This is a genomic window from Streptomyces sp. 3330, assembly GCF_031456635.1.
Taxonomy (GTDB): domain Bacteria; phylum Actinomycetota; class Actinomycetes; order Streptomycetales; family Streptomycetaceae; genus Streptomyces.
The window spans coordinates 13469-31538 of the sequence record NZ_JAVDVA010000039.1 but is presented as its reverse complement, the minus strand read 5'-3'; the positions used below and the strand labels follow the sequence as shown (position 1 = coordinate 31538).

The following is an 18070-nucleotide window of genomic DNA, read 5'->3' as shown; positions in this document are numbered from 1 at the left end:
CACTTCCTCAGCCGCACGGGGGAGCCGACTCCCGCCGATCGCTGACCCCGGACCGGCCCATCGGCGGCCGCGCTCGCCGACCTGACTTCTCCGATAGTGCGCTCCGCATCTCCCTCGGCACCCCCACGGCGTTCCCTCGGCACCCCCACGGGCGGGCTGCCGGCCGCAGCGGCGTTCAGGCCGGCCGTCGGCGGCGAGGAGGAGGCCGTAGCCCCCTCCCGCCTTCCTGCGCACGGTCACCGGGCCTGATGACATCGCCCCGCACGCCGGGCCGGAAGGGTTGTGGGGAAAGCCGGTGACATCCCTCACGTGCCCGTTCCCCGTCAACGTGCCGCGATAGTACGTGGCGCGTGGTCGACATAGGCGGATCTGGGATACGGAAGCAGGCATACACGGCACATCGGCCGGAGTCGCCGGTCCGGGTCACCGGCCCCCAGCCGCCGGACTGTCTCTGCCGTCCTTCTGACGGAGTGTGAGGCGCCGTCGGTGTCCGGCGCGGCGGCCCCGCACAATCCCGGCCCGGATTCAAGGGGCGCCCGCGTCTACTAGGCGAGGTAGTGGAAGCCCCCGTTGCCGTGCCCTCACGCGGCTTTTAACAATGACGGCCCCGCAAGGCGTCCCCGCAGGTCAAGCGCAGTGTCTGTGCGAAACCGAGCCTGCCGGAGGCGTAAGGAGAGTCGACCGAACGAGGTCCGTATGAGGAACCACCGGAAGCACCGCAGGAAGACGCGCCGCCGGCCCATAGCCGTCGCCGTCCTGGCGATGAGCGCGGTCGCGGTGCCGTCGGCCGCCATGGCGTGCATGGGCGACGGGGGAGCGGAGGCCATCACCGCCACGACCGGCTCTCCCTGGACGGACGGGAAGAAGGCGTCCTGGAACGGACACCGCACGGACGGGGAGAAGACATCCTGGGACGGGCGCCGGGGGTGGGACACCTGGACCGCGAAGCCCACGGCGACCGCTTCGCCCTCGGCCTCGCCGACGACCTCTCCCGGGACCGCGGCGCCCGCCCCGGACAAGCCCGAGGCGCCCGTCGCGAAGACGACCGCCCCGCCCGCCCCGACGAGGACCACCTCCGCGCCGAAGCAGACCGCCGCGCCCCTCTCGACGGCCACCGCCGCGCCGAAGCCGCCCGCCACCACGGCTCCCGCCGCCACCACGGCCCCCGCCACCGCGGCGACCTCGGCCGTCGCCCGCGTGGTCGCCCTGGTCAACAGCGAGCGCGCCAAGGTCGGTTGCTCCCCGGTCACCCTGAACGCCAAGCTCTCGCAGGCCGCCCAGGCCCACAGCGCGGACATGGCGAGCCACAACACCATGTCCCACACCGGTTCCGACGGCTCCGACCCGGGGCAGCGGATCACGCGCGCGGGCTACCTCTGGAGCACCTACGGCGAGAACGTCGCCTACGGGTACGCCACGCCGGAGCAGGTCATGGCGGGCTGGATGGCCAGCGCCGGTCACAAGCGCAACATCCTGGACTGCGGTTTCAAGGAGATCGGTGTGGGGGTGGCGCAGCCCGGCAACTACTGGACGCAGGACTTCGGCACGGCCCGCTGACGCTCGCGGGACCCGGGAGCCGTCACGGCCCGCCGGCCATCACGCCGGCCGTTGCCTCTCCGCAGGGGTTCTTGCCGCCCCGCGCAGAGCGAGGGCTGCCCGCGAGGCGCCCTGGCTCTGCGTGCGGGGGAGGGGCGGTCGGCCCGGGAAGCGGACCGCGCGGTCCGGGGAGCGGACCGCATGGCCGTGCCCGATCACCCGGCGGACGCCTGCCGGCTGTGGTCCCTGACCGACTTCTCGATGGTGTGCGCGCACGCGGTGAACATCTCGATCTGTTCGGGGGTCAGATCGCGTACGGAAATCTCCTCCAGGGTGCGCCACATGTCGGCGATGGGCTCCTGCAGGGCACGTCCGGCGTCGGTGAGGCTGACCACCATGACCCGCCGGTCGTGGGCGGCGGGCTCCCGGGTGAGCAGTCCGGCCTCCTGCATGCGGCGCAGCGACTTGGAGACGGTGGAATGGTCCAGGCCGACCCGTTCCAGCAGTTCTCCCTGCGTCTGGCCGTCCCGGTCGAAGAGCTGCATCAGCAGCAGTTCCTGTCCCGGGTGCAGGTTGAGCGCGCGCAGCATGGCGGCGGCGTGGCCGCGGTGGGCGCGGGCGAGCTGGAAGACGGCGTAGCTCAATCGTCCCTCGCGCGCCGCGTTCGGCAGCTCCGATGCGGTGATGTCGGACATTTTCTGCTCCCTGCCCACCGGAGTGGAGGTAGTCGTTCAGTTGACGGTGAGGACGATCTTCCCGCGGTTGTGGCCGGCGTCGCTGGCCTGCTGCGCCTTCGCGGCCTCTGCCAGCGGGTAGGTGGCGCTGAGCGTGGTGACCAGTGTGCCGTCGGCGGCCTGCCGGGCCAGTTCGGCCAGCCGGGCGGCGGAGCGGCGCTGCGGGCCCTCCGCGAAGACGACGCCGAGTTCGCGGGCGCGGAAGTCGGCGGTGGTGACGATCCGGTCGGTGCCGCCGCGCAGGACGATGGAGTCCTCCAGCGCGCCCTTGCCCGCGGCGTCGAAGACGGCGTCGACGCCTTCGGGGGCGAGCTTCCGAACCCGCTGGACCAGGTCGTCCCCGTAGACCAGCGCGGTCGCGCCGAGCGAGGTGACGTACTCCTGGTTGGCGGCTCCGGCCGTGCCGATGACGCGGGCCCCGCGGGCGACGGCGAGCTGGACGGCGATGGTGCCGAGCGCGCCGGACGCGCCGTGGATCAGCAGCGTCTCGCCCGAGGTGACGCCGAGCAGGTCCAGCACGCGTTCGGCGCCGTCGCTCGCCACGGGCAGGGCGGCGGCGTGGGTCCAGTCCAGGCCGGCCGGCTTGGGCGCGAGGACGGTCGCGGGTGCCAGGGCGTACTGGGCGTAGGAGCCGGTGTCGGACCAGCCCAGGACCTCGTCCCCCGCCTTCAGGTGGTCGACGCCCTCGCCGACGGCGTCGACCACGCCGGCGATCTCCCCGCCGGGGACGGCGGGCAGCGTGGTGGGGAAGATGGCCTCCATGACGCCGGAGCGGATCTTGCCGTCCACCGGGTTGACACCGACGGCCTGCACCCGCACACGGACCTGGCCGGGGCCGGGCCGGGGAATGTCGATCTCCGCCTCGTGCAGGACCTCGGTGCCGCCGAACGCGTCGAAAACGATGGCCTTCATCATTGCGGTTCTCCTCAGGGGCTGCTGCACCGACCACTTTCTGTGGCCAGCCACATAAAAGTAGCACCGATTATGTGGCTGGCCAAGTAATTGTGGAGAGCGGACCTCGGCGTGCCCGCCGGACACGCTGCCGCTCCAACGCCGCCGCACGGACCGACCTGCTGGAACCGGCCGGATCAGCGCCGTCGCGGATCCCGGCGAGCGGCCGGGAGACGACTCAAGACACAGGCGTCCCGGCCGCGCCCCTGCCGCCACCACGGTGAACACGGGACGCAAGATGGAGTGGCCGCCGCGCCCCGGACGGCCCGCGCTCCCCGGACAGCCCGGCCTCGATGATGTTCGTGCCGTTGTCGATCCGGCCCCGTCCCGTTCGACATCCTGAGGGAAGACGCATCGCCCTGCGAGGATGCGACAGGACCTGACGAGGGAAGTCATGGATCAGCTGCTGCGCGTGCAGAACTTCACGATCTCCAGCGATGGTGTCGCCGCCGGCGAGGACCAGAGCCTGGAGCGGCCCTTCGGCCACCACATCGATCCGGGAAAGCTCTTCGCCTGGGCCGGCGCCACGGCGAGCTGGCCCAACCGCACCGACCCCGGAGGGAGCCGGGGCCTGGACGACTACTTCACCCGGGACTTCAGCCACAACATCGGCGCCGAGATCATGGGCCGCAACAAGTTCGGACCCCAGCGCGGCCCGTGGCGCGACCACACATGGCGCGGCTGGTGGGGTGACGAGCCGCCCTTCCACACGCCGGTGTTCGTCCTGACCCACCACGAGCGCCCGTCGTTCACGCTCGGCGACACCACCTTCCATTTCGTGGACGGCGACCCCGCCGACGTCCTCGAACAGGCGCGGAAAGCCGCACAGGGCAGGGACGTCCGGCTCGGCGGCGGCGTGAGCACTATCCGGGAGTTCCTCGACGCCGACCTCGTCGACACCCTCCACGTGGCCGTCGCACCGGTGACACTCGGGACCGGGCTACGCCTGTGGGATTCGCCCGACGAACTGCTGGACCGGTTCCACATGGAGGTCGTGCCCAGCCCGAGCGGTATGACGCACCACCTCTTCTGGCGCAGATGACACAACAGGCGCGGCAGGGTGGGGCGGGTCGGCGCGATGTGCACACGGCGAGGGCACGGCGGCCGCGCCGGCGGCACAGCCCTGCCGCCCCGACCCGGAGGATCAGGAGGCGAGCGTCCCCCAACTCCCCAGTGAAACCGCCCGGTTACCGGGTCGCCAGCTCCGGACCGATCCTGTCCGAGCGGTCCGGGAAGCCGTCACTCGTCCCGGACGAGGCGCACGCGTGAGGCGTGCGGCGTGAGGCGATTCTCGCCGTGGAGGGCCGGCCGGCCGGCCGGCGCGGCCGAGAACGAGCGCGCCGGCCGGCCCTCCACGTCGATGATTTCGTGCTCCTGCGCTCGCAGCTGAACCCACGAGGCAGCGACCTCGCCCAACTCGGGGCCCCCGGCATCCATGAGTGCGGTGGACAGGCGAGGCGAGATCGCGAAGACGGCACAGCCGCCGTTGTCCTCGCCGGCGACGACACGCGGTTCGCCGGCTTCGGCGAGTTCCTCGAAGCTGCCGCCTGCAAGAAGGCATTCCCACTCGACCACCGCTTCCTCGGGGTCGAAGTTGCCGAAGGAGAGCGATCCGCATGCCCGCCCTGGTCCGCTCCGGAGGGTCAGAGCCGCGGACGTGTCGTCCGGCGCCATGAAGAACCTGACGATGATGCTCACCCGGGCGTCATCCCCGACGGCCCACGCCCAGCATCTGCCGGACAGCTCCTAGTCGGCGGTCACGCCCCAGTAGCCGATGTGCGTGGGCCTGCCGTCGCGGTAGAGCACGGTGCAGTTTCCCTGGGCGCGGCTGGGGAATTCCAACCGATCGGAATCGAGAGCGGCGTCCCACTCCTCGTAGGTGGGCCGGCCGTGAGGAGCCCACGCACGCACTTCGTCCTCCGTCAGCGGCCGCATGAACGGACCGTCGTCGGTGTCCTCGGCTTCGATCATGAGGGGGAAGTCCAGGACGGATGCCGTGCCGCCGGTGAAGATGTACTCCTGCCACTCCGGGTCGTGCCACAGTTCCTCGACGGACCGGCCCTCGAAACCGTGGTTGTCCCGCGCCAGCTCGTCTTCCTGGGCCTGCCGGAACGCGGCCGCCAGGTCCTGCTGATACGGGCCCGTGTGAGTCCATGCGTTGCCGCCCATCCGCGTCCCCTCTCCCTCTGAACTGCTTGATCAGGAACGGAGCGTAAGGGACGGCACTGACAGGGCAGCACGTCCCGCAGGGTGCTGCCTGGCCGACGCCGAGTGCGGCGGTGATGAGGGTAGGCCGGCGCGCCCGCGGTGAAGCTACGACCAGAGCCTGATCATGGCGGCGGTGGCCGGGGCCTGCATCGTGATCGCAGCCTGCACCGCGGTCCGCCGGCCAGATCACCCTCGCTGCGGCGCAGCAGGTGCTCGACCGCCACCCGCAGTGTGCCGTCGTGCTCGCCCGTGGCAGCGGCCCGGGTCTCGGCCTGCTCCCTGCGACCGAGGGCGGCGGCTTCACTCCTTCGGCCGCGCCCGTGCCGTGCGCAGGTAGTCCAGGCCGGCGTGATCCGTCACGTCGGAGTCAGCGCTCAGACGGTGGACCACGGTCCAGCGCCCGTCCGGGACGGCGCCGGCGAAGACGGATGCCGTGCCTGTCGCTCCGTTGTGCCAGATCACGGGCAGCGGTCCCGTGCGTTGCCATCCGAGCCCCGGGTCTCCAAGTGAGCGATCGAGCACGAGAGCCGTCAGCACGCGTGCCAGTGTGCGGGGAGTCGCCCACAGGCCGCCGGCGGGCAGGACGGCGCCGGTCATGGTCCACGGTTTCACCGTGCGGCCGAACCACCTGGTCGGCAGCAGACGGCTGTGCTGCGGCGGTGTGGCACTCATGGCGTGCGGCGGCAGGCCAAGGGGTGACAACACCAGTCCGGCGACGAGTTCCTCGTACTCCTGCCCGCTCGCCGCTGCCAGCGCCGCGCCGAGCACGGCATAGCCGAGGTTGGAGTACTCCTGGCGTTGTCCCGCGGGGGCGACGGCGAGCAGGTCGAGGCCGGCGAGCAGCTCGCGCAGCCGGTCGTCGGTGAACGTCCGGTACGGGTCGCGGCGGGACGTGCCAGGGGGCAGCCGGGGCAGACCTGAGGTGTGCTCCGCCAGATGACGCAGGGTGATCCCGGTTCCGGGCGGGGCGCCGAGCCATCGCTCGACGGGGTCGTCAGGCGTCAGCACCCCTTGCGCGGCGAGTTGTTGGAGGATGGTCCCGGTGATGACCTTGGTGAAGGACCCGACCTCCACGTATGTGTCGGGGTCGTGTGCGCCGGTGACGATCGGATGCTCGTCGGCGCTGCCGAGGATGCAGGTGGGGACGGTGCGCATGGCGGTCAGTTCGCTGTCTGGGGAACGGGGGCATCGACTGTGCGGTCGCTGTCCGGCGCGCTCTCCTCGGTGACGGTCCGGACGCCTCCGGGCTGTTCCGGCGTCCAGCGTGCTGTGATGCCGCGTGCCGTCCGGCGTGCACGGGCCAGGGCCGACGAGAGGAAGATCAGGTCGCAGGCGATCATCGTCAGCGCGAACGCGGTGAGTCCCATGAACACGCCGATGGACACATGGAAGGCGATGGATGCCGCCGCCGTCCACGGGCGCAGCCTCGCCACCAGGATCCCCATCGGGAAGTACACGAGGAACAAGGTGGTGCTGTAGGTGCCGAGGAAGACGAGGACGTCGTTGTCGTAGACCAGGCTGGACCATCCCGGCAGCTCGAACTCGGGAACGCGCATGATGTAGAAGAGCGCGGTGCCGTCCTGCCACACCTCTCCCTGCACCTTGTACAGACCGCTCACCACGTACACGAGGCACATCTGCACGGCGATCGCAGCCACGCCGAGATTATGCAGGGGGACGCGCAGGCAGCGCAGGCCTTCGGGCAGTCGTCTCGTGACGCGCTGGGCGAGTCCGCTCGAGAAGGAGAAGTGCCGGTAGCAGTCGGTCAGCAGCAGCATCGGGATGACGAGCTGAGCGAGGTTGTCCCCGCCGTCCAGGAATGCCGACTGCCGCTCGTAGAGCGACCACAGCAGCACTCCGTGCGCCGCGAGGACCATCCGGCCCCCCACGCCGAAGGTGACGGCCACAGCGGCGAACAGCCCGAGGTGGAAGACCACTTCGAACCAGGCCTGGGAGGTGGTCCACGCGTAGAGGCTGAAGCTGCCCTTCTCTTTGATCTCTTCGACGAAGAGGTGGTGGGGCAGGACCGAGTCGGCTCCCGGGCCGAACAGGTAGCTCCGGTCGCTGTAGTGGCTCACGTAGTACATGAGGCCGACGAAGCCCAGCAGCGCGCGGGTCCCCGACACGCCCAGTGCGGCGACGGGGCGACCGGCGGCGGTGTCGATCGCCTCTTTGATCCTCATCGAAGGTCCACCGCCTTCTTCCACGGCAGGTCGTAGAGGTCCACTTTGCTCTTCGCCTCGGAGTTCTTCCGCTGCGACCAGGGAGGCAGCGTCTTGATGTACATGCGTACCTGGACAGCGGCCGGCCCTGTGCCGTCGGGGCAGACGTCGTGCATCCGGGTCAGCGAGAAACGGGACAGCGATCGCTCGGCGTCTTCGTGCTGACTCTTTTCGTACGGAGTCAGAGGAATGACGTGATCACGCTTTCCGTTTTTCGCCGGCGAGTCCTCGGTATTCTTCTCCTCCTCTTTCTGGCGGAGTCGCAGCAGCAGGTCGTCGGAATCGTTGAGCTGATTTATCCCGTTGCTTATCAGGCGCACTGTGCGGGAGGGGAAGAATCGGTCTTCCTGAGTTTCCTTGATCAGGGGTCCGGTCACGTCGTAGAAATCCGTGACGGAACCGTCGGAACATTTTGCGCGAGCTATTATCCCTTCGTCGTCCTTTGTCGGATTCGGGGCGAAGAGACTCCAGTTCTGCGTGAAATACGGCTCCAGGTAGCCGCTGATGAGCCCATGAAGCCTGATTTTGGCGGGGCTGAGCGGCGCCTGGGAGAACGCCGCGAGAAAGAAATGGGCGCCCAGGAGGGCGGCACCGGCCAGCAGTGCCGCCCTCTGGATGCGCCGATGGCGCGCGATCACCTGTCGAAAGCGGTCGCCGCAGCGGAGGCGCCGTCGACGGACACCTTCGCAGGCGCGCTGAACAGGCTGAAGTTGTTGGCCACCTCGGACGCCTGGTGCGCGACGGAGCCGGCGGCGGCCCGTGCGTGCACGGTGGCGCGAGCGGCGGCCCGGCCGGCCGCCGCGGCAGCCCGCGCGCCGGCGGCGGCGCGCGGGGCCACCGGAGCGCCCTCGCTCGCAGCCTGGGTGCTCAGGCTCACGTCGGCCTGCTGCGGGGTGGAGGCCTGGGCCGAACCCTGCATCGACACCGTCAGGAGCGTGCCCGCGACGGCCACACCGAAGACGACGGCGGCATTCTTCTTCTTCATTGTTTCCCCTCTTTTTCTGGCCGTCCGGGGAAGACGACGGCGCGCCGGAAATGTTGGTCAGACATTCCCGGCCGCTCGCCCCCGTGAGCTGACCAGGTTTTCCGACGGAGACGGAGAATGTTCGCGACGTGCGCCCCGTATGCCCGCTTGCATCTGCAAGTGAGCCCTCATGCCCGCCGCGATTCCTGATGATCTTATGGAGATCATCAAGGCCATCTCAAGGAGTGATCATGTGGTGATCATCACAGCGCAGTGTTCGCGCGCCTTCGCCCCTGAGTGGTTCGCGCGCTATTCGGTTCCCTGGGGGCCGCAATCGGTCCGCGATTGACGTGAATCCGTTGAACGGTGAAATGGTAGCGTTCCGGCCCTGAACGCTCACGGAGGATGTATGGAACCAGATGCGATCGTCGTGGGAACCGGGCCCAACGGCCTGGCGGCAGCGGTCACTCTCGGACGCGCGGGACTCGAAGTCGCACTGTACGAGGCCCGGGAAACCATCGGCGGCGGGCTGCGGACCGAGCCGCTCTTCGACTCCGAGATCGAACACGACCTGTGTTCCGCGGTTCACCCCATGGCCGTGGCGTCCCCCTTCTTCCGCCAGTTCGACCTGGCGTCCCGGGGGGTGACGATGCTGTCCACGCCCGTCAGCTACGCCCACCCTCTCCAGGGCGGCCGCGCCGGCCTCGCCTACCGGGACCTGGAGGCGACCTGCGAGCACCTCGGCCCGGACGGCGAACGCTGGCGCCGCCTCATGCAGCCGCTGCTCGAACATTCCCAGGAGCTGGTCGACTTCATCCTTTCCGGACAGCGAAGCCTTCCCCGCAGCCTCTCGGTCCCGGCGCTGCTGGCTTCCCGCATGCTGGTGCACGGCACCGCGTTGGCGCCCCGCCACTTCAGCACCGAAGAGGCCCGCTCCCTCCTCACCGGGGTGGCGGCCCACGCGGTGGGCAGGCTGCCGTCCCTGGCCGCGGGCGCGGTCGCCGTGCTTCTCGGGCACCTCGCGCACGCCGGTGGCTGGCCGGTGCCCGAGAGCGGAAGCGCCCGCATCGCCGACGCGCTCGCCGCCGACATCGTCGCCAGCGGCGGAACCTTCCACACCGGCCATCACGTGAGCGGGCTCGAGGAGCTCCCCCGGGCCAGGACGGTGCTGCTCGACGTGAGCCCCAAGGCGTTCGCCCGGATCGCCGCCGACCGGCTGCCCGGCCGATACCGGCGAAGTCTCGCCCGGTTCCGGTACGGGCCCGCGGCGGCGAAGGTCGACTTTCTCGTCTCCGAGCCGATCCCCTGGGCCGATCCCGCCGTGGGACAGGCCGCCACCGTCCACCTGGGCGGGACCCAGGCGGAGATGTACCGGGCCGAGACAGCGGCGGCGGCCGGCATCCGGCCCGAGAAGCCGTTCGTCCTGCTGGTCGACCCGGCCGCGGCCGACCCCGGCCGCGCCAGAGCCGGACGACGTCCCGTATGGGCCTACGCCCACGTCCCCAACGGCGACGCCGCCGACCCGGCCGCGACGGTCACGGCGTGCATCGAGCGATACGCGCCGGGATTCACCGACACGGTCATCCACCGGCGGGGGATCAGCGGCGCACAGTACGAGGAGTACAACCCGAACTACGTGGGGGGAGACATCGGCGGGGGAGCCATGACCCTCTGGCAGTCCCTCATGCGTCCCGTGCCCCGCTTCGATCCGTACCGCACCCCGCTGCCCGGCGTGTACCTGTGCTCGGCGTCGACGCCGCCCGGACCGAGCGTCCACGGCATGTCGGGACACCTGGCCGCGCTGTCCGCCCTGCGCCGCGAGTTCGGCATACACGCTGCCCCGGACATCGGACCGCGGTGAGCCGTCCGCAGGCGACCCGCCCGCGCGGAGCGCCGCTCACCCCGCGCTCTCCGTCACCTCGTCCGCGGACTTGTCGGGGAAGACCAGCCGCACCCCGCCGCCGATCACCAGGAAACAGGACAGCAGGAGGGCGAAGTGCAGGAACCTCGCGGCACCCTCCCAGTCGGACGAAGGCCCCAGGACCAACCAGAAGGCGAGAGTCATCCCCGCCACCACCACCGCCACGCCAAGCAACCGACGCACTCCATGATCCCTTCGCACAATGACCTTCAGGCAACCGTCCTACTCTACGCACCGGTAACTACGGCTGGGCGCACGGCAGATGAGCAACCGGCCGAATCACGCCGCACGCGGACGCGACGCCACCCTCATGAAGGCCGCACGGGGCGGGGGTATGCGGGGCTTGTCGGTGCCCGGAGGCGTCCCTGCTGTTCGCGCACGAGCCCTGCTTTCCGGCCGCCGCCCGTGAGGTCAACACCGCGCTCGTAGCCGCCGTTTGCCTGCTGCACTCCTGGGTCCGGCAGCCCGGCGGCGCCCGCATCTATGACCGTCTCCTCTCCGGCCGCTGGGCCGGAGAGATCGTGCCGCTTGCCACGCTCGCCTGCGAACGGGACGGCCGCGCACGCCGGCCGCAGGTCGGCGACTGGGAGGAGGTCACCGCGAACCTGCTCCAGCTCATCCGCGACCGGCAAGGCGATGCCCTCAGTCCGCGTCTGCCGGCCATTCGCCCGTGCCCTGCGGTGCGCGGGACCGCACACCGAGGTCAGGGTCTGCGACCCGGCCGCCGATCGGCATCAGACGCACGGACCCGCGCCGCATGCGGATGACGACGTCACGGGCGCGGCTGGACCGGACGCCGGCCGTGGCGTCGAGGGCCACCGTCTGATGCAGGACAGCGCTGTTACGGAAACACCCCCCTCTTCTGCGAGAGATTCGCGGATCTTTTCCCTGTATGTCCACCGCCAGATGTGTAACGTGCGATACATCTAGCCAAGCATCCTCATGTTCTGTACCTTCCTGGAGGGCGGACCGGCGTACGGACCGCCCTCCTCTCCCACCCTCCCCAGCTCGTGATGAGGTGCGCCCGCGATGCGTGTTGCCTACCGACGTCTTGTCTTCCTCGCCGCTGCCACAGCGGCTGTAACCGCGCTCACCGCCTGTGGTGGCGACGAGTCGGACCCCGGCGCCGCTGCCGGCCCCACGACCGTCGCGGGAGCTGAGATATCCCAGGACGCCGAGTTGCACGGAGCCCTGCCCGACCGGATCAAGAAGGCGGGCACGGTGCGGGTGGCCACCGATGTGCCGTACGCGCCGTTCGAGATGTTCGTCAAGGAGGGGCGGCCAGAGCTGACCGGGCTCGATTACGACCTCGGCCAGGCCCTCGGTGCCAAGCTCGGCGTCCGCTTCGTCTTCACCCCGCAGAAGTTCGACGGGATCATCCCCGGGATCCAGGCGGGCAAATTCGACGTCGCCATGTCCGCCATCACCGACACCGAGGAACGCCAGCAGATCCTCGACTTCGTCGACTACTCGCAGTCGGGCTCCGGCCTCCTTGTCGCCGAGGGCAACCCTGAGAAGGTCACCACTCTCGACGATCTGTGCGGCAAGCCGGTCGGCGTGCAGGCCGCCACGAACCAGTTCGACCTGCTGAAAGCCCACCAGGCCGAGTGCCGCAAGGCCGGCAAGGGCGAGATCGCCGTCCGGACCTTCCCCAAAGACTCCGACGCCCAGCTCGCTCTGCGCGCGGGCAAGGTCGTGGCGGACGTGCTGACCAAGCCGGCCGCCGGCTGGACCGCGAAGACCGCGGACGGCGGCAAGGCCTTCGACGTCGCCGAGGACCCGGCCGCGACCGGCGGATACAACGCCTCGCCCAACGGCATCGCCGTCTCCAAGAAGACCCCCCAGCTCACCGACGCCATCCAGCGCGCTCTCCAGCAGCTCATGGACGACGGCACGGTGAAGAAGATCTGCGACAAGTACGGGGTGGGATCCATCGCCCTCGCCGAGGCGACGAAGAACGCGGCGGTGAGCTGACCGTGCGGAACCTCTCCCCGGACATCTCCCCGGACATTGCCGCCTCCCCGCCCGCCTCGGGCGAACTGACGGTCGTGCCCGTGCGCCATCACGGACGATGGTGCGCCGCGGCCCTCGCCACCTTTGCCCTTCTCGGGCTGGTCGGGTCGCTCGCCCGCAACGACAACCTGCACTGGGACGTCGTCGGTCACTACCTCTTCGCCGATTTCATCTTCGACGGCCTGGCCACCACGTTGTGGCTGACCGCCGCAGCCATGGCCCTCGGGCTGACGATCGGAACACTCGTCGCGGTGCTGCGGCTGTCCGCCAACCCTGTGCTGTCGAGGCTGTCGTCGCTGTTCGTATGGGTCTTCCGCGGCACCCCGCTCCTGGTCCAGATCATCTTCTGGGGGTACGCGGCCGCCCTCTACTCACACATCAAGATCGGCATTCCTTTCACGACGGTGACCTTCGTCGATGCGGACACCAACTCCGTTCTGACGCCCTCCGTCGCGGCGCTCCTGGCGCTCGGCCTGAACGAGGCGGCCTACGCCTCCGAGATCGTTCGGGCCGGCATCCAGTCCGTCGACCCCGGCCAGAGCGAGGCCGCCCACTCGCTGGGCATGCGGCCCGCGCTCACCATGCGACGGATCGTTCTGCCCCAGGCCATGCGGGTCATCATTCCGCCGATGGGCAACGAGACCATCAACATGCTGAAAATGACCGCGCTGGTGTCGGTCATCTCCGCGCACGACCTCATGTCCAACATCCAGGAGGTCTACGCCCAGAACTACCAGGTCATCCCCATGCTGGTCGTCGCCAGTCTCTGGTACCTCGCGCTGGTCAGCCTGCTGAGCGTCCCGCAGTCCTGGCTGGAGCGCCGGTTCGGCCGCGGCAGCGCACGGACCCCCGCGCCATCCGTCCTCTCCCGGCTGCTCAGCTCCCGTTCCGCGTCCGCCCCGAAACCGACCGCCCGGACGCAGGCCCCGAACCGGAGCAACCCCCGCAAGGAGACGACCCGGTGAACGCATCCATGGTCCACGCCCAAGGCGTACGCAAACACTTCGGCAAGCTCGACGTCCTCAAAGGGATCGACCTCACCGTCGCCCGCGGCCAGGTGTGCTGCCTGCTCGGGCCCTCCGGGTCGGGCAAGTCCACGTTCCTGCGCTGCATCAACCACCTGGAGCGGGTCGACGCCGGCCAACTGCGGGTGGACGGAGACCTTGTGGGCTACCGCCAGGAGGGCGGGCGGCTGTACGAACTGCGCGAACGCGAGGTCGCCCAGCGCCGCCGGGACATCGGCATGGTCTTCCAACGCTTCAACCTCTTTCCGCACATGACGGCCCTGGAGAACATCGTCGAAGCGCCCATCAAGGTGGCCGGACGCACCAGGACACAGGCGGTCGAGGAAGCGCATGCGCTGCTGCGGCGAGTAGGGCTCGCCGACCGCGGAGGTCACTACCCGGCCCAGTTGTCGGGCGGACAGCAGCAGCGGGTCGCCATCGCCCGCGCGCTGGCCATGCGACCCAAGCTCATGCTCTTCGACGAGCCCACTTCCGCCCTCGACCCCGAACTCGTCGGTGACGTCCTGGACGTCATGCGTCAACTGGCCGACGAGGGGATGACGATGATCGTGGTCACTCACGAGATCGGCTTCGCCAGGGAGGTCGCCGACACCGCTGTCTTCATGGACGAGGGCATCGTCGTGGAAGCCGGCGACCCTCGCAGGGTTCTGGTCGAACCGGAGCAGGAGCGCACCCGGTCCTTCCTGTCGAAGGTCCTGTGAACCGGCTGACGCCCCCTGCCACGGGGGCCGGCCCGCTCGCCGCCACTGCCCGCCGCCGGGTAGGCCTCTACCTCGACGACCTGAAGGAACTCGTCCACATCGACTCCGGCTCCTACAGTGCGGCCGGCGTCGACGCTGTGGGCGACTGGTTCCAACAGCGCCTGCAACGCGCCGGGTTCACCACCGAACGGGTCACCTTCCCACCCCGGGAGGGGGTGGCCGTAGGACGGGCGCTCGTTGCCCGCCGCACGGGCGGCCTCGCCGAGGAACACGGCGGACGTCGCATCCTGCTCGCCGGACACATGGACACCGTCTTCGACGACGGCACCGCGGCCGGCCGGCCCTTCGACGTACGCGGCACCCTCGCCCACGGCCCCGGAGTCAGCGACGACAAGGGCGGTCTGCTCGCCGGTCTGCACGCGCTGGAGATCCTCCGGGAAGAGGGCATCGACACCTACGCCGAGCTCGTCTTCCTCGCCACCCCCGACGAGGAGATCGGCTCGCCCGCGAGCCGTCCCCTGACCGAGGCGACGGCCCACGGGATGCACTACGCATTGGCACTCGAATGCGCCCGAGAAAACGGTGACCTTGTCTTCGCCCGCAAGGGCGTGGCCGACTTCCTCATCACCGTGCGCGGCCACGCCGCGCACGCCGGCATCGAACCCGAGCGCGGCGCGAACGCCGCACTCGCCGCCGCCCACCTCACCATCGCCCTGCAAGCCCTCAACGGCCACCTGCCGGACGTCACCGTCAACGTAGGAGTCCTGAACGCCGGTACCCGCACGAACATCGTCTGCCCACAGGCCGTCCTGCGCGCCGAAATCAGAGCCGCGACGCTCGCCTCCCTCGACGCGACGCGGCAGGCCCTCGAACGCGCGGCCGCGCACCTGGCCGTGCCCGGCACCACGGCCGTGGTGGAGCAGCTCGACCTGTGCCCGCCGATGGAGGACACCCCCGCCTCGCGGGCGCTGCTGACCACCGCGCAAGCTGTCGCCGCCGGCCTGGACCTGACGGTGGGCGCCGCGGCGACCGGGGGAGTCGGCGACGCCAACCTCATCGCCGGAACCGGCGTACCCGTCCTCGACGGCCTCGGCCCGGTCGGCGGCGCGGACCACACGCCGGAGGAATGGCTCGACGTCACCACCATCGCCCCCCGCATCGCCCTCCTCGCCACGCTCGTCGCCGCCCTCGGCAACGGCGCAACCCCCGCATCCCACTCCTGAGTCCGGAGGCACCATGCGCTCTCGTCCCGCTCCTCGTCCGCTGCCCCTGAAGGCGGCGGCCGCGCTCCTCACACTGGCCGTCACCGGCCCCCTGACCACCGCCGAAGCCGCCGCGGAGCCCGCCGCACCGAGCCCCGGCCACGCCGTCAAAGGCTCACTCGTCCTCGTGGGCGGCGGACTGGACGCGGACAACACCTCCGTCTACGGCGAGATCATCCGCCGCGCCGGCGGCCCCCGCGCCCGCATCGGCGTCATCACCGCGGCCTCGGTACCCGAAAGCCAGGACCCCGACGCCGACGACCCCGACAGGTGCAGCAACTCCGCCTGCAACGGCCGGTACTACGCGAGCCTCTTCACCCGGCACGGCGCCGCCCACGCCGAATGGCTGCCCATCGACCTCGACCACATCGACGCCGCCGACTCGGACGAACTCGCCGCCCGCGTCCGCTCCATGAGCGGCTTCTTCTTCGGCGGCGGTGATCAGTACCGCTACGTCACCACCCTGCTCCACGGCCCCCGCCACACCGACTCCAAGGTGCTGGCCGCCATCCGCGACAAGCTCGCCCACGGCGCAGTGGTCGCCGGCACCTCCGCCGGGGCCCAGATAGCCTCCGGCCCCGACATGGTCACCGGGGGCGAGTCGTACCAGGCCCTGCGCGACGGCAGCGCGCCCGGATACTTCGACGACCCCGCCCGGCTGGGGTACCTCCCCGCAGGCGGATTCGGCTTTTTGGACTCAGGCCTCATCGACACCCACACCGGCGCCCAGGGCCGCGAGGGCCGCGCTCTGCGCCTGGCCGCCGACACCCGGCACGACCGCGTGTACGGACTCGAAGAGGACACCGCGCTGGTCGTCGACCACCCGGGTGCCCGCGACGAACGCATCACCGTACGCGGCACCCACGGCCTCACACTCCTCGACCTCCGCCACGCCCAAGCGTCTTGCACCGGCGGCCACTGGCGCCTGACCGGCGTCGTCTACCACCACCTCACCGACGGCGACCGCTACGACCCGCTCAGCCGCACCGCCCGCCCGGCACCGGGCAAACACCCCGTCCCGACACCCACGGGCGGCCCCGTCCCGGCCAACACCGATGTGTTCTTCTCACCGGCCGACCCCGACGGCCGCGCCTACTCGCTGCTCTCGACGGCCACCGCCCTGGCGGAGGGACCCCAGCGCACCGCGACCGCCACCACCTACGAGTCCGGCCCGCGCTTCACGGTCACCCTCACCGAGCACCCCGGCCGGCCCACCGCGTGGCGGGCCGGGCAGACGGGCCCCACCAGCATCACCGGCATCCACCTGTCGGTCACACCCGACTGAGCACCGCGGACCGGGCCTTGGGCCGGCACAGCCACGCGGGCCCGCACGCCGGGCACATGATCGCCCATTCCCCGTGCCGCGTCACGCCCTTCGCCGGTGCCCGTTACTGTGTCAGCGGCGCAGTCTCCGGGAGTGCCGCCAGTGACCCGCGGCCGCTGCGCGGCTCCCCTTCGGAGATGCGGTGTCCCTCGGCCGACAGCGGGGGTGTCCACGCAAGGAGTTCACGATGAGCGGCACGCTCGCCGATCACATGCGCAACAAGCTCGAGGAACTGAGCCCGGCTGAACGCAAGGTGGCCCGGGTCCTGCTGGCCGGCTATCCCGCCGCCGTCTTCGAGACTGTCGCCGCCATCGCCGAACGGGCCCAGGTCTCCACCCCGACCGTCCTGCGCTGCGCCGCCCGCCTGGGGTTCGCGGGGTTTCCCGACTTCCAGGCCGCGGTGCGCGCCGAACTCGACGCCCGCAACGCGTCCCCCGTCACGCTCTACGAGACCAGTGGCCGTGCCCGCCGTGAAGCCCCGGCGCCGTCGTCCGCCGACACTTCCGGGCCCGGTGAACCACTCCTCGCCCAGGCGGCCACGGAGATGGGCCGGGCGCTTGCCGACACGTTCACACAGACACCCGCCCACGACTTCCGTACAGCGGCCGACCTGCTCAGCGACCCCCGCCGACGGATCTTCCTCTGCGGGGGCCGCTTCACCCACCTCCTCGCCCAGTACCTGGCCCTGCATCTCATGCAGCTGCGCGACCAGGTGACGGTGCTGTCCGAGCGTCCCGTGGAGCGCACCTCCACGCTGCGCCAACTGGCCCGGCGGGACGTGCTGGTCCTGTTCGACTACCGACGGTACGAGAACGACAAGACCGTCATGGCCCAGCTCGCCAAGGAGCGCTCCGGCAAGGTCATCGTCTTCACCGACCCCTGGCTGTCACCGACGGCCGCCCAGGCGGACGTCGTCCTCACCAGCCAGGTCGCCACCACCTCTCCGTACGACAGCCTGACGCCGACACTCGCCGTCATCGAGACGCTGATCTCCGCCGTCATCGACCGGCTCGGCGAGGCCGGTCATCAGCACCTCAAACGCACCGAGCACACCGCGCACCGCATCGGCCTGGTCTGACCGCGTGCCCGCAAGGGCAGCCACCTGTGCCCGGCAGCGGCCGGCTGTACGCCCCTCTCGGGTACCGCGATGTGCCCGCTGCGACCGACCGGTGCGCCGCCATCGGTTTCGACGTCGCGGCCCGGCAGGAT

The 18070-nt window shown here is 70.4% G+C and carries 19 protein-coding genes; 10 read left to right on the top strand and 9 right to left on the bottom strand.

Annotation, left to right across the window (positions count from 1 at the left end):
* Positions 1-696: 696 nt before the first annotated feature.
* Positions 697-1557, top strand: coding sequence for a CAP domain-containing protein (locus J2X68_RS37190; RefSeq protein ID WP_310437032.1), 861 nt, complete (start codon positions 697-699; stop codon positions 1555-1557).
* Positions 1558-1751: 194 nt separating this feature from the next.
* Here J2X68_RS37190 and J2X68_RS37185 read toward each other — a convergent pair whose 3' ends face one another.
* Positions 1752-2231 (bottom strand): MarR family transcriptional regulator, encoded by a 480-nt coding sequence (locus J2X68_RS37185; RefSeq protein WP_310437031.1) that lies wholly within the window; start codon positions 2229-2231, stop codon positions 1752-1754.
* 36 nt (positions 2232-2267) lie between these two features.
* Positions 2268-3182, bottom strand: a complete 915-nt coding sequence (locus J2X68_RS37180; protein WP_310437057.1) for an NADP-dependent oxidoreductase — start codon at positions 3180-3182, stop codon at positions 2268-2270.
* A gap of 433 nt (positions 3183-3615) precedes the next feature.
* Between J2X68_RS37180 and J2X68_RS37175 the strand changes: the two genes are divergently transcribed.
* Entirely contained in the window at positions 3616-4263 is a 648-nt protein-coding gene (locus tag J2X68_RS37175; protein ID WP_310437030.1) for a dihydrofolate reductase family protein, read from the top strand.
* Positions 4264-4460: 197 nt separating this feature from the next.
* On the opposite strand, the gene J2X68_RS37170 is transcribed toward J2X68_RS37175, so the two are convergent.
* The 6 genes from J2X68_RS37170 to J2X68_RS37145 form a co-directional block, all read right to left on the bottom strand.
* Positions 4461-4919 (bottom strand): hypothetical protein, encoded by a 459-nt coding sequence (locus J2X68_RS37170; RefSeq protein WP_310437029.1) that lies wholly within the window; start codon positions 4917-4919, stop codon positions 4461-4463.
* A 48-nt stretch (positions 4920-4967) separates the two neighbouring features.
* Entirely contained in the window at positions 4968-5390 is a 423-nt protein-coding gene (locus tag J2X68_RS37165) for a hypothetical protein (protein WP_310437028.1), read from the bottom strand.
* A gap of 339 nt (positions 5391-5729) precedes the next feature.
* Complete coding sequence (locus J2X68_RS37160) at positions 5730-6584, bottom strand: serine hydrolase domain-containing protein (protein ID WP_310437027.1); 855 nt, start codon at positions 6582-6584, stop codon at positions 5730-5732.
* Between the two features lie 5 nt (positions 6585-6589).
* On the bottom strand, positions 6590-7612 hold the full coding sequence (locus J2X68_RS37155; RefSeq protein ID WP_310437026.1) for an HTTM domain-containing protein: 1023 nt from the start codon (positions 7610-7612) through the stop codon (positions 6590-6592).
* A complete protein-coding gene (locus tag J2X68_RS37150; RefSeq protein WP_310437025.1) occupies positions 7609-8289 on the bottom strand; it encodes a DUF5819 family protein in 681 nt (226 codons plus the stop codon). The genes J2X68_RS37155 and J2X68_RS37150 overlap by 4 nt, the downstream gene beginning before the upstream one ends.
* Positions 8286-8636 (bottom strand): hypothetical protein, encoded by a 351-nt coding sequence (locus J2X68_RS37145; RefSeq protein WP_020132562.1) that lies wholly within the window; start codon positions 8634-8636, stop codon positions 8286-8288. The genes J2X68_RS37150 and J2X68_RS37145 overlap by 4 nt, the downstream gene beginning before the upstream one ends.
* A 169-nt stretch (positions 8637-8805) precedes the next feature.
* Between J2X68_RS37145 and J2X68_RS37140 the strand changes: the two genes are divergently transcribed.
* Both J2X68_RS37140 and J2X68_RS37135 read left to right on the top strand, forming a co-directional pair.
* Positions 8806-8964: a hypothetical protein gene (locus tag J2X68_RS37140; protein WP_310437024.1), complete on the top strand. Its 159-nt coding sequence runs from the start codon at positions 8806-8808 to the stop codon at positions 8962-8964.
* Between the two features lie 60 nt (positions 8965-9024).
* Complete coding sequence (locus J2X68_RS37135; protein WP_310437023.1) at positions 9025-10476, top strand: NAD(P)/FAD-dependent oxidoreductase; 1452 nt, start codon at positions 9025-9027, stop codon at positions 10474-10476.
* 36 nt (positions 10477-10512) lie between these two features.
* Here the strand turns inward: J2X68_RS37135 and J2X68_RS37130 are convergent, their stop codons facing one another.
* On the bottom strand, positions 10513-10719 hold the full coding sequence (locus tag J2X68_RS37130; RefSeq protein WP_310437022.1) for a hypothetical protein: 207 nt from the start codon (positions 10717-10719) through the stop codon (positions 10513-10515).
* Positions 10720-11565: 846 nt separating this feature from the next.
* Here J2X68_RS37130 and J2X68_RS37125 point away from each other — a divergent pair.
* From J2X68_RS37125 to J2X68_RS37100, 6 genes are all read left to right on the top strand, one after another.
* Positions 11566-12510, top strand: a complete 945-nt coding sequence (locus J2X68_RS37125) for an ABC transporter substrate-binding protein (protein WP_310437021.1) — start codon at positions 11566-11568, stop codon at positions 12508-12510.
* A gap of 23 nt (positions 12511-12533) precedes the next feature.
* Entirely contained in the window at positions 12534-13514 is a 981-nt protein-coding gene (locus J2X68_RS37120; protein WP_399041756.1) for an amino acid ABC transporter permease, read from the top strand.
* Between the two features lie 8 nt (positions 13515-13522).
* Positions 13523-14275, top strand: coding sequence for an amino acid ABC transporter ATP-binding protein (locus J2X68_RS37115; RefSeq protein WP_310437056.1), 753 nt, complete (start codon positions 13523-13525; stop codon positions 14273-14275).
* Positions 14272-15498: a M20 family metallopeptidase gene (locus J2X68_RS37110; RefSeq protein WP_310437019.1), complete on the top strand. Its 1227-nt coding sequence runs from the start codon at positions 14272-14274 to the stop codon at positions 15496-15498. The genes J2X68_RS37115 and J2X68_RS37110 overlap by 4 nt, the downstream gene beginning before the upstream one ends.
* Before the next feature lie 13 nt (positions 15499-15511).
* Entirely contained in the window at positions 15512-16822 is a 1311-nt protein-coding gene (locus J2X68_RS37105) for a cyanophycinase (protein WP_310437018.1), read from the top strand.
* A 226-nt stretch (positions 16823-17048) separates the two neighbouring features.
* Positions 17049-17939: a MurR/RpiR family transcriptional regulator gene (locus J2X68_RS37100; RefSeq protein ID WP_310437017.1), complete on the top strand. Its 891-nt coding sequence runs from the start codon at positions 17049-17051 to the stop codon at positions 17937-17939.
* Positions 17940-18070 lie beyond the last annotated feature (131 nt).

Bases quoted from the DNA above. Each gene is read 5' to 3' on its own strand.
- J2X68_RS37190 (WP_310437032.1), top strand. From the start codon at position 697: ATGAGGAACCACCGGAAGCACCGCAGGAAGACGCGCCGCCGGCCCATA.
- J2X68_RS37185 (WP_310437031.1), bottom strand. From the start codon at position 2,231: ATGTCCGACATCACCGCATCGGAGCTGCCGAACGCGGCGCGCGAGGGA.
- J2X68_RS37180 (WP_310437057.1), bottom strand. From the start codon at position 3,182: ATGAAGGCCATCGTTTTCGACGCGTTCGGCGGCACCGAGGTCCTGCAC.
- J2X68_RS37175 (WP_310437030.1), top strand. From the start codon at position 3,616: ATGGATCAGCTGCTGCGCGTGCAGAACTTCACGATCTCCAGCGATGGT.
- J2X68_RS37165 (WP_310437028.1), bottom strand. From the start codon at position 5,390: ATGGGCGGCAACGCATGGACTCACACGGGCCCGTATCAGCAGGACCTG.
- J2X68_RS37160 (WP_310437027.1), bottom strand. From the start codon at position 6,584: ATGCGCACCGTCCCCACCTGCATCCTCGGCAGCGCCGACGAGCATCCG.
- J2X68_RS37155 (WP_310437026.1), bottom strand. From the start codon at position 7,612: ATGAGGATCAAAGAGGCGATCGACACCGCCGCCGGTCGCCCCGTCGCC.
- J2X68_RS37145 (WP_020132562.1), bottom strand. From the start codon at position 8,636: ATGAAGAAGAAGAATGCCGCCGTCGTCTTCGGTGTGGCCGTCGCGGGC.
- J2X68_RS37140 (WP_310437024.1), top strand. From the start codon at position 8,806: ATGCCCGCCGCGATTCCTGATGATCTTATGGAGATCATCAAGGCCATC.
- J2X68_RS37135 (WP_310437023.1), top strand. From the start codon at position 9,025: ATGGAACCAGATGCGATCGTCGTGGGAACCGGGCCCAACGGCCTGGCG.
- J2X68_RS37125 (WP_310437021.1), top strand. From the start codon at position 11,566: ATGCGTGTTGCCTACCGACGTCTTGTCTTCCTCGCCGCTGCCACAGCG.
- J2X68_RS37115 (WP_310437056.1), top strand. From the start codon at position 13,523: ATGGTCCACGCCCAAGGCGTACGCAAACACTTCGGCAAGCTCGACGTC.
- J2X68_RS37105 (WP_310437018.1), top strand. From the start codon at position 15,512: ATGCGCTCTCGTCCCGCTCCTCGTCCGCTGCCCCTGAAGGCGGCGGCC.
- J2X68_RS37100 (WP_310437017.1), top strand. From the start codon at position 17,049: ATGAGCGGCACGCTCGCCGATCACATGCGCAACAAGCTCGAGGAACTG.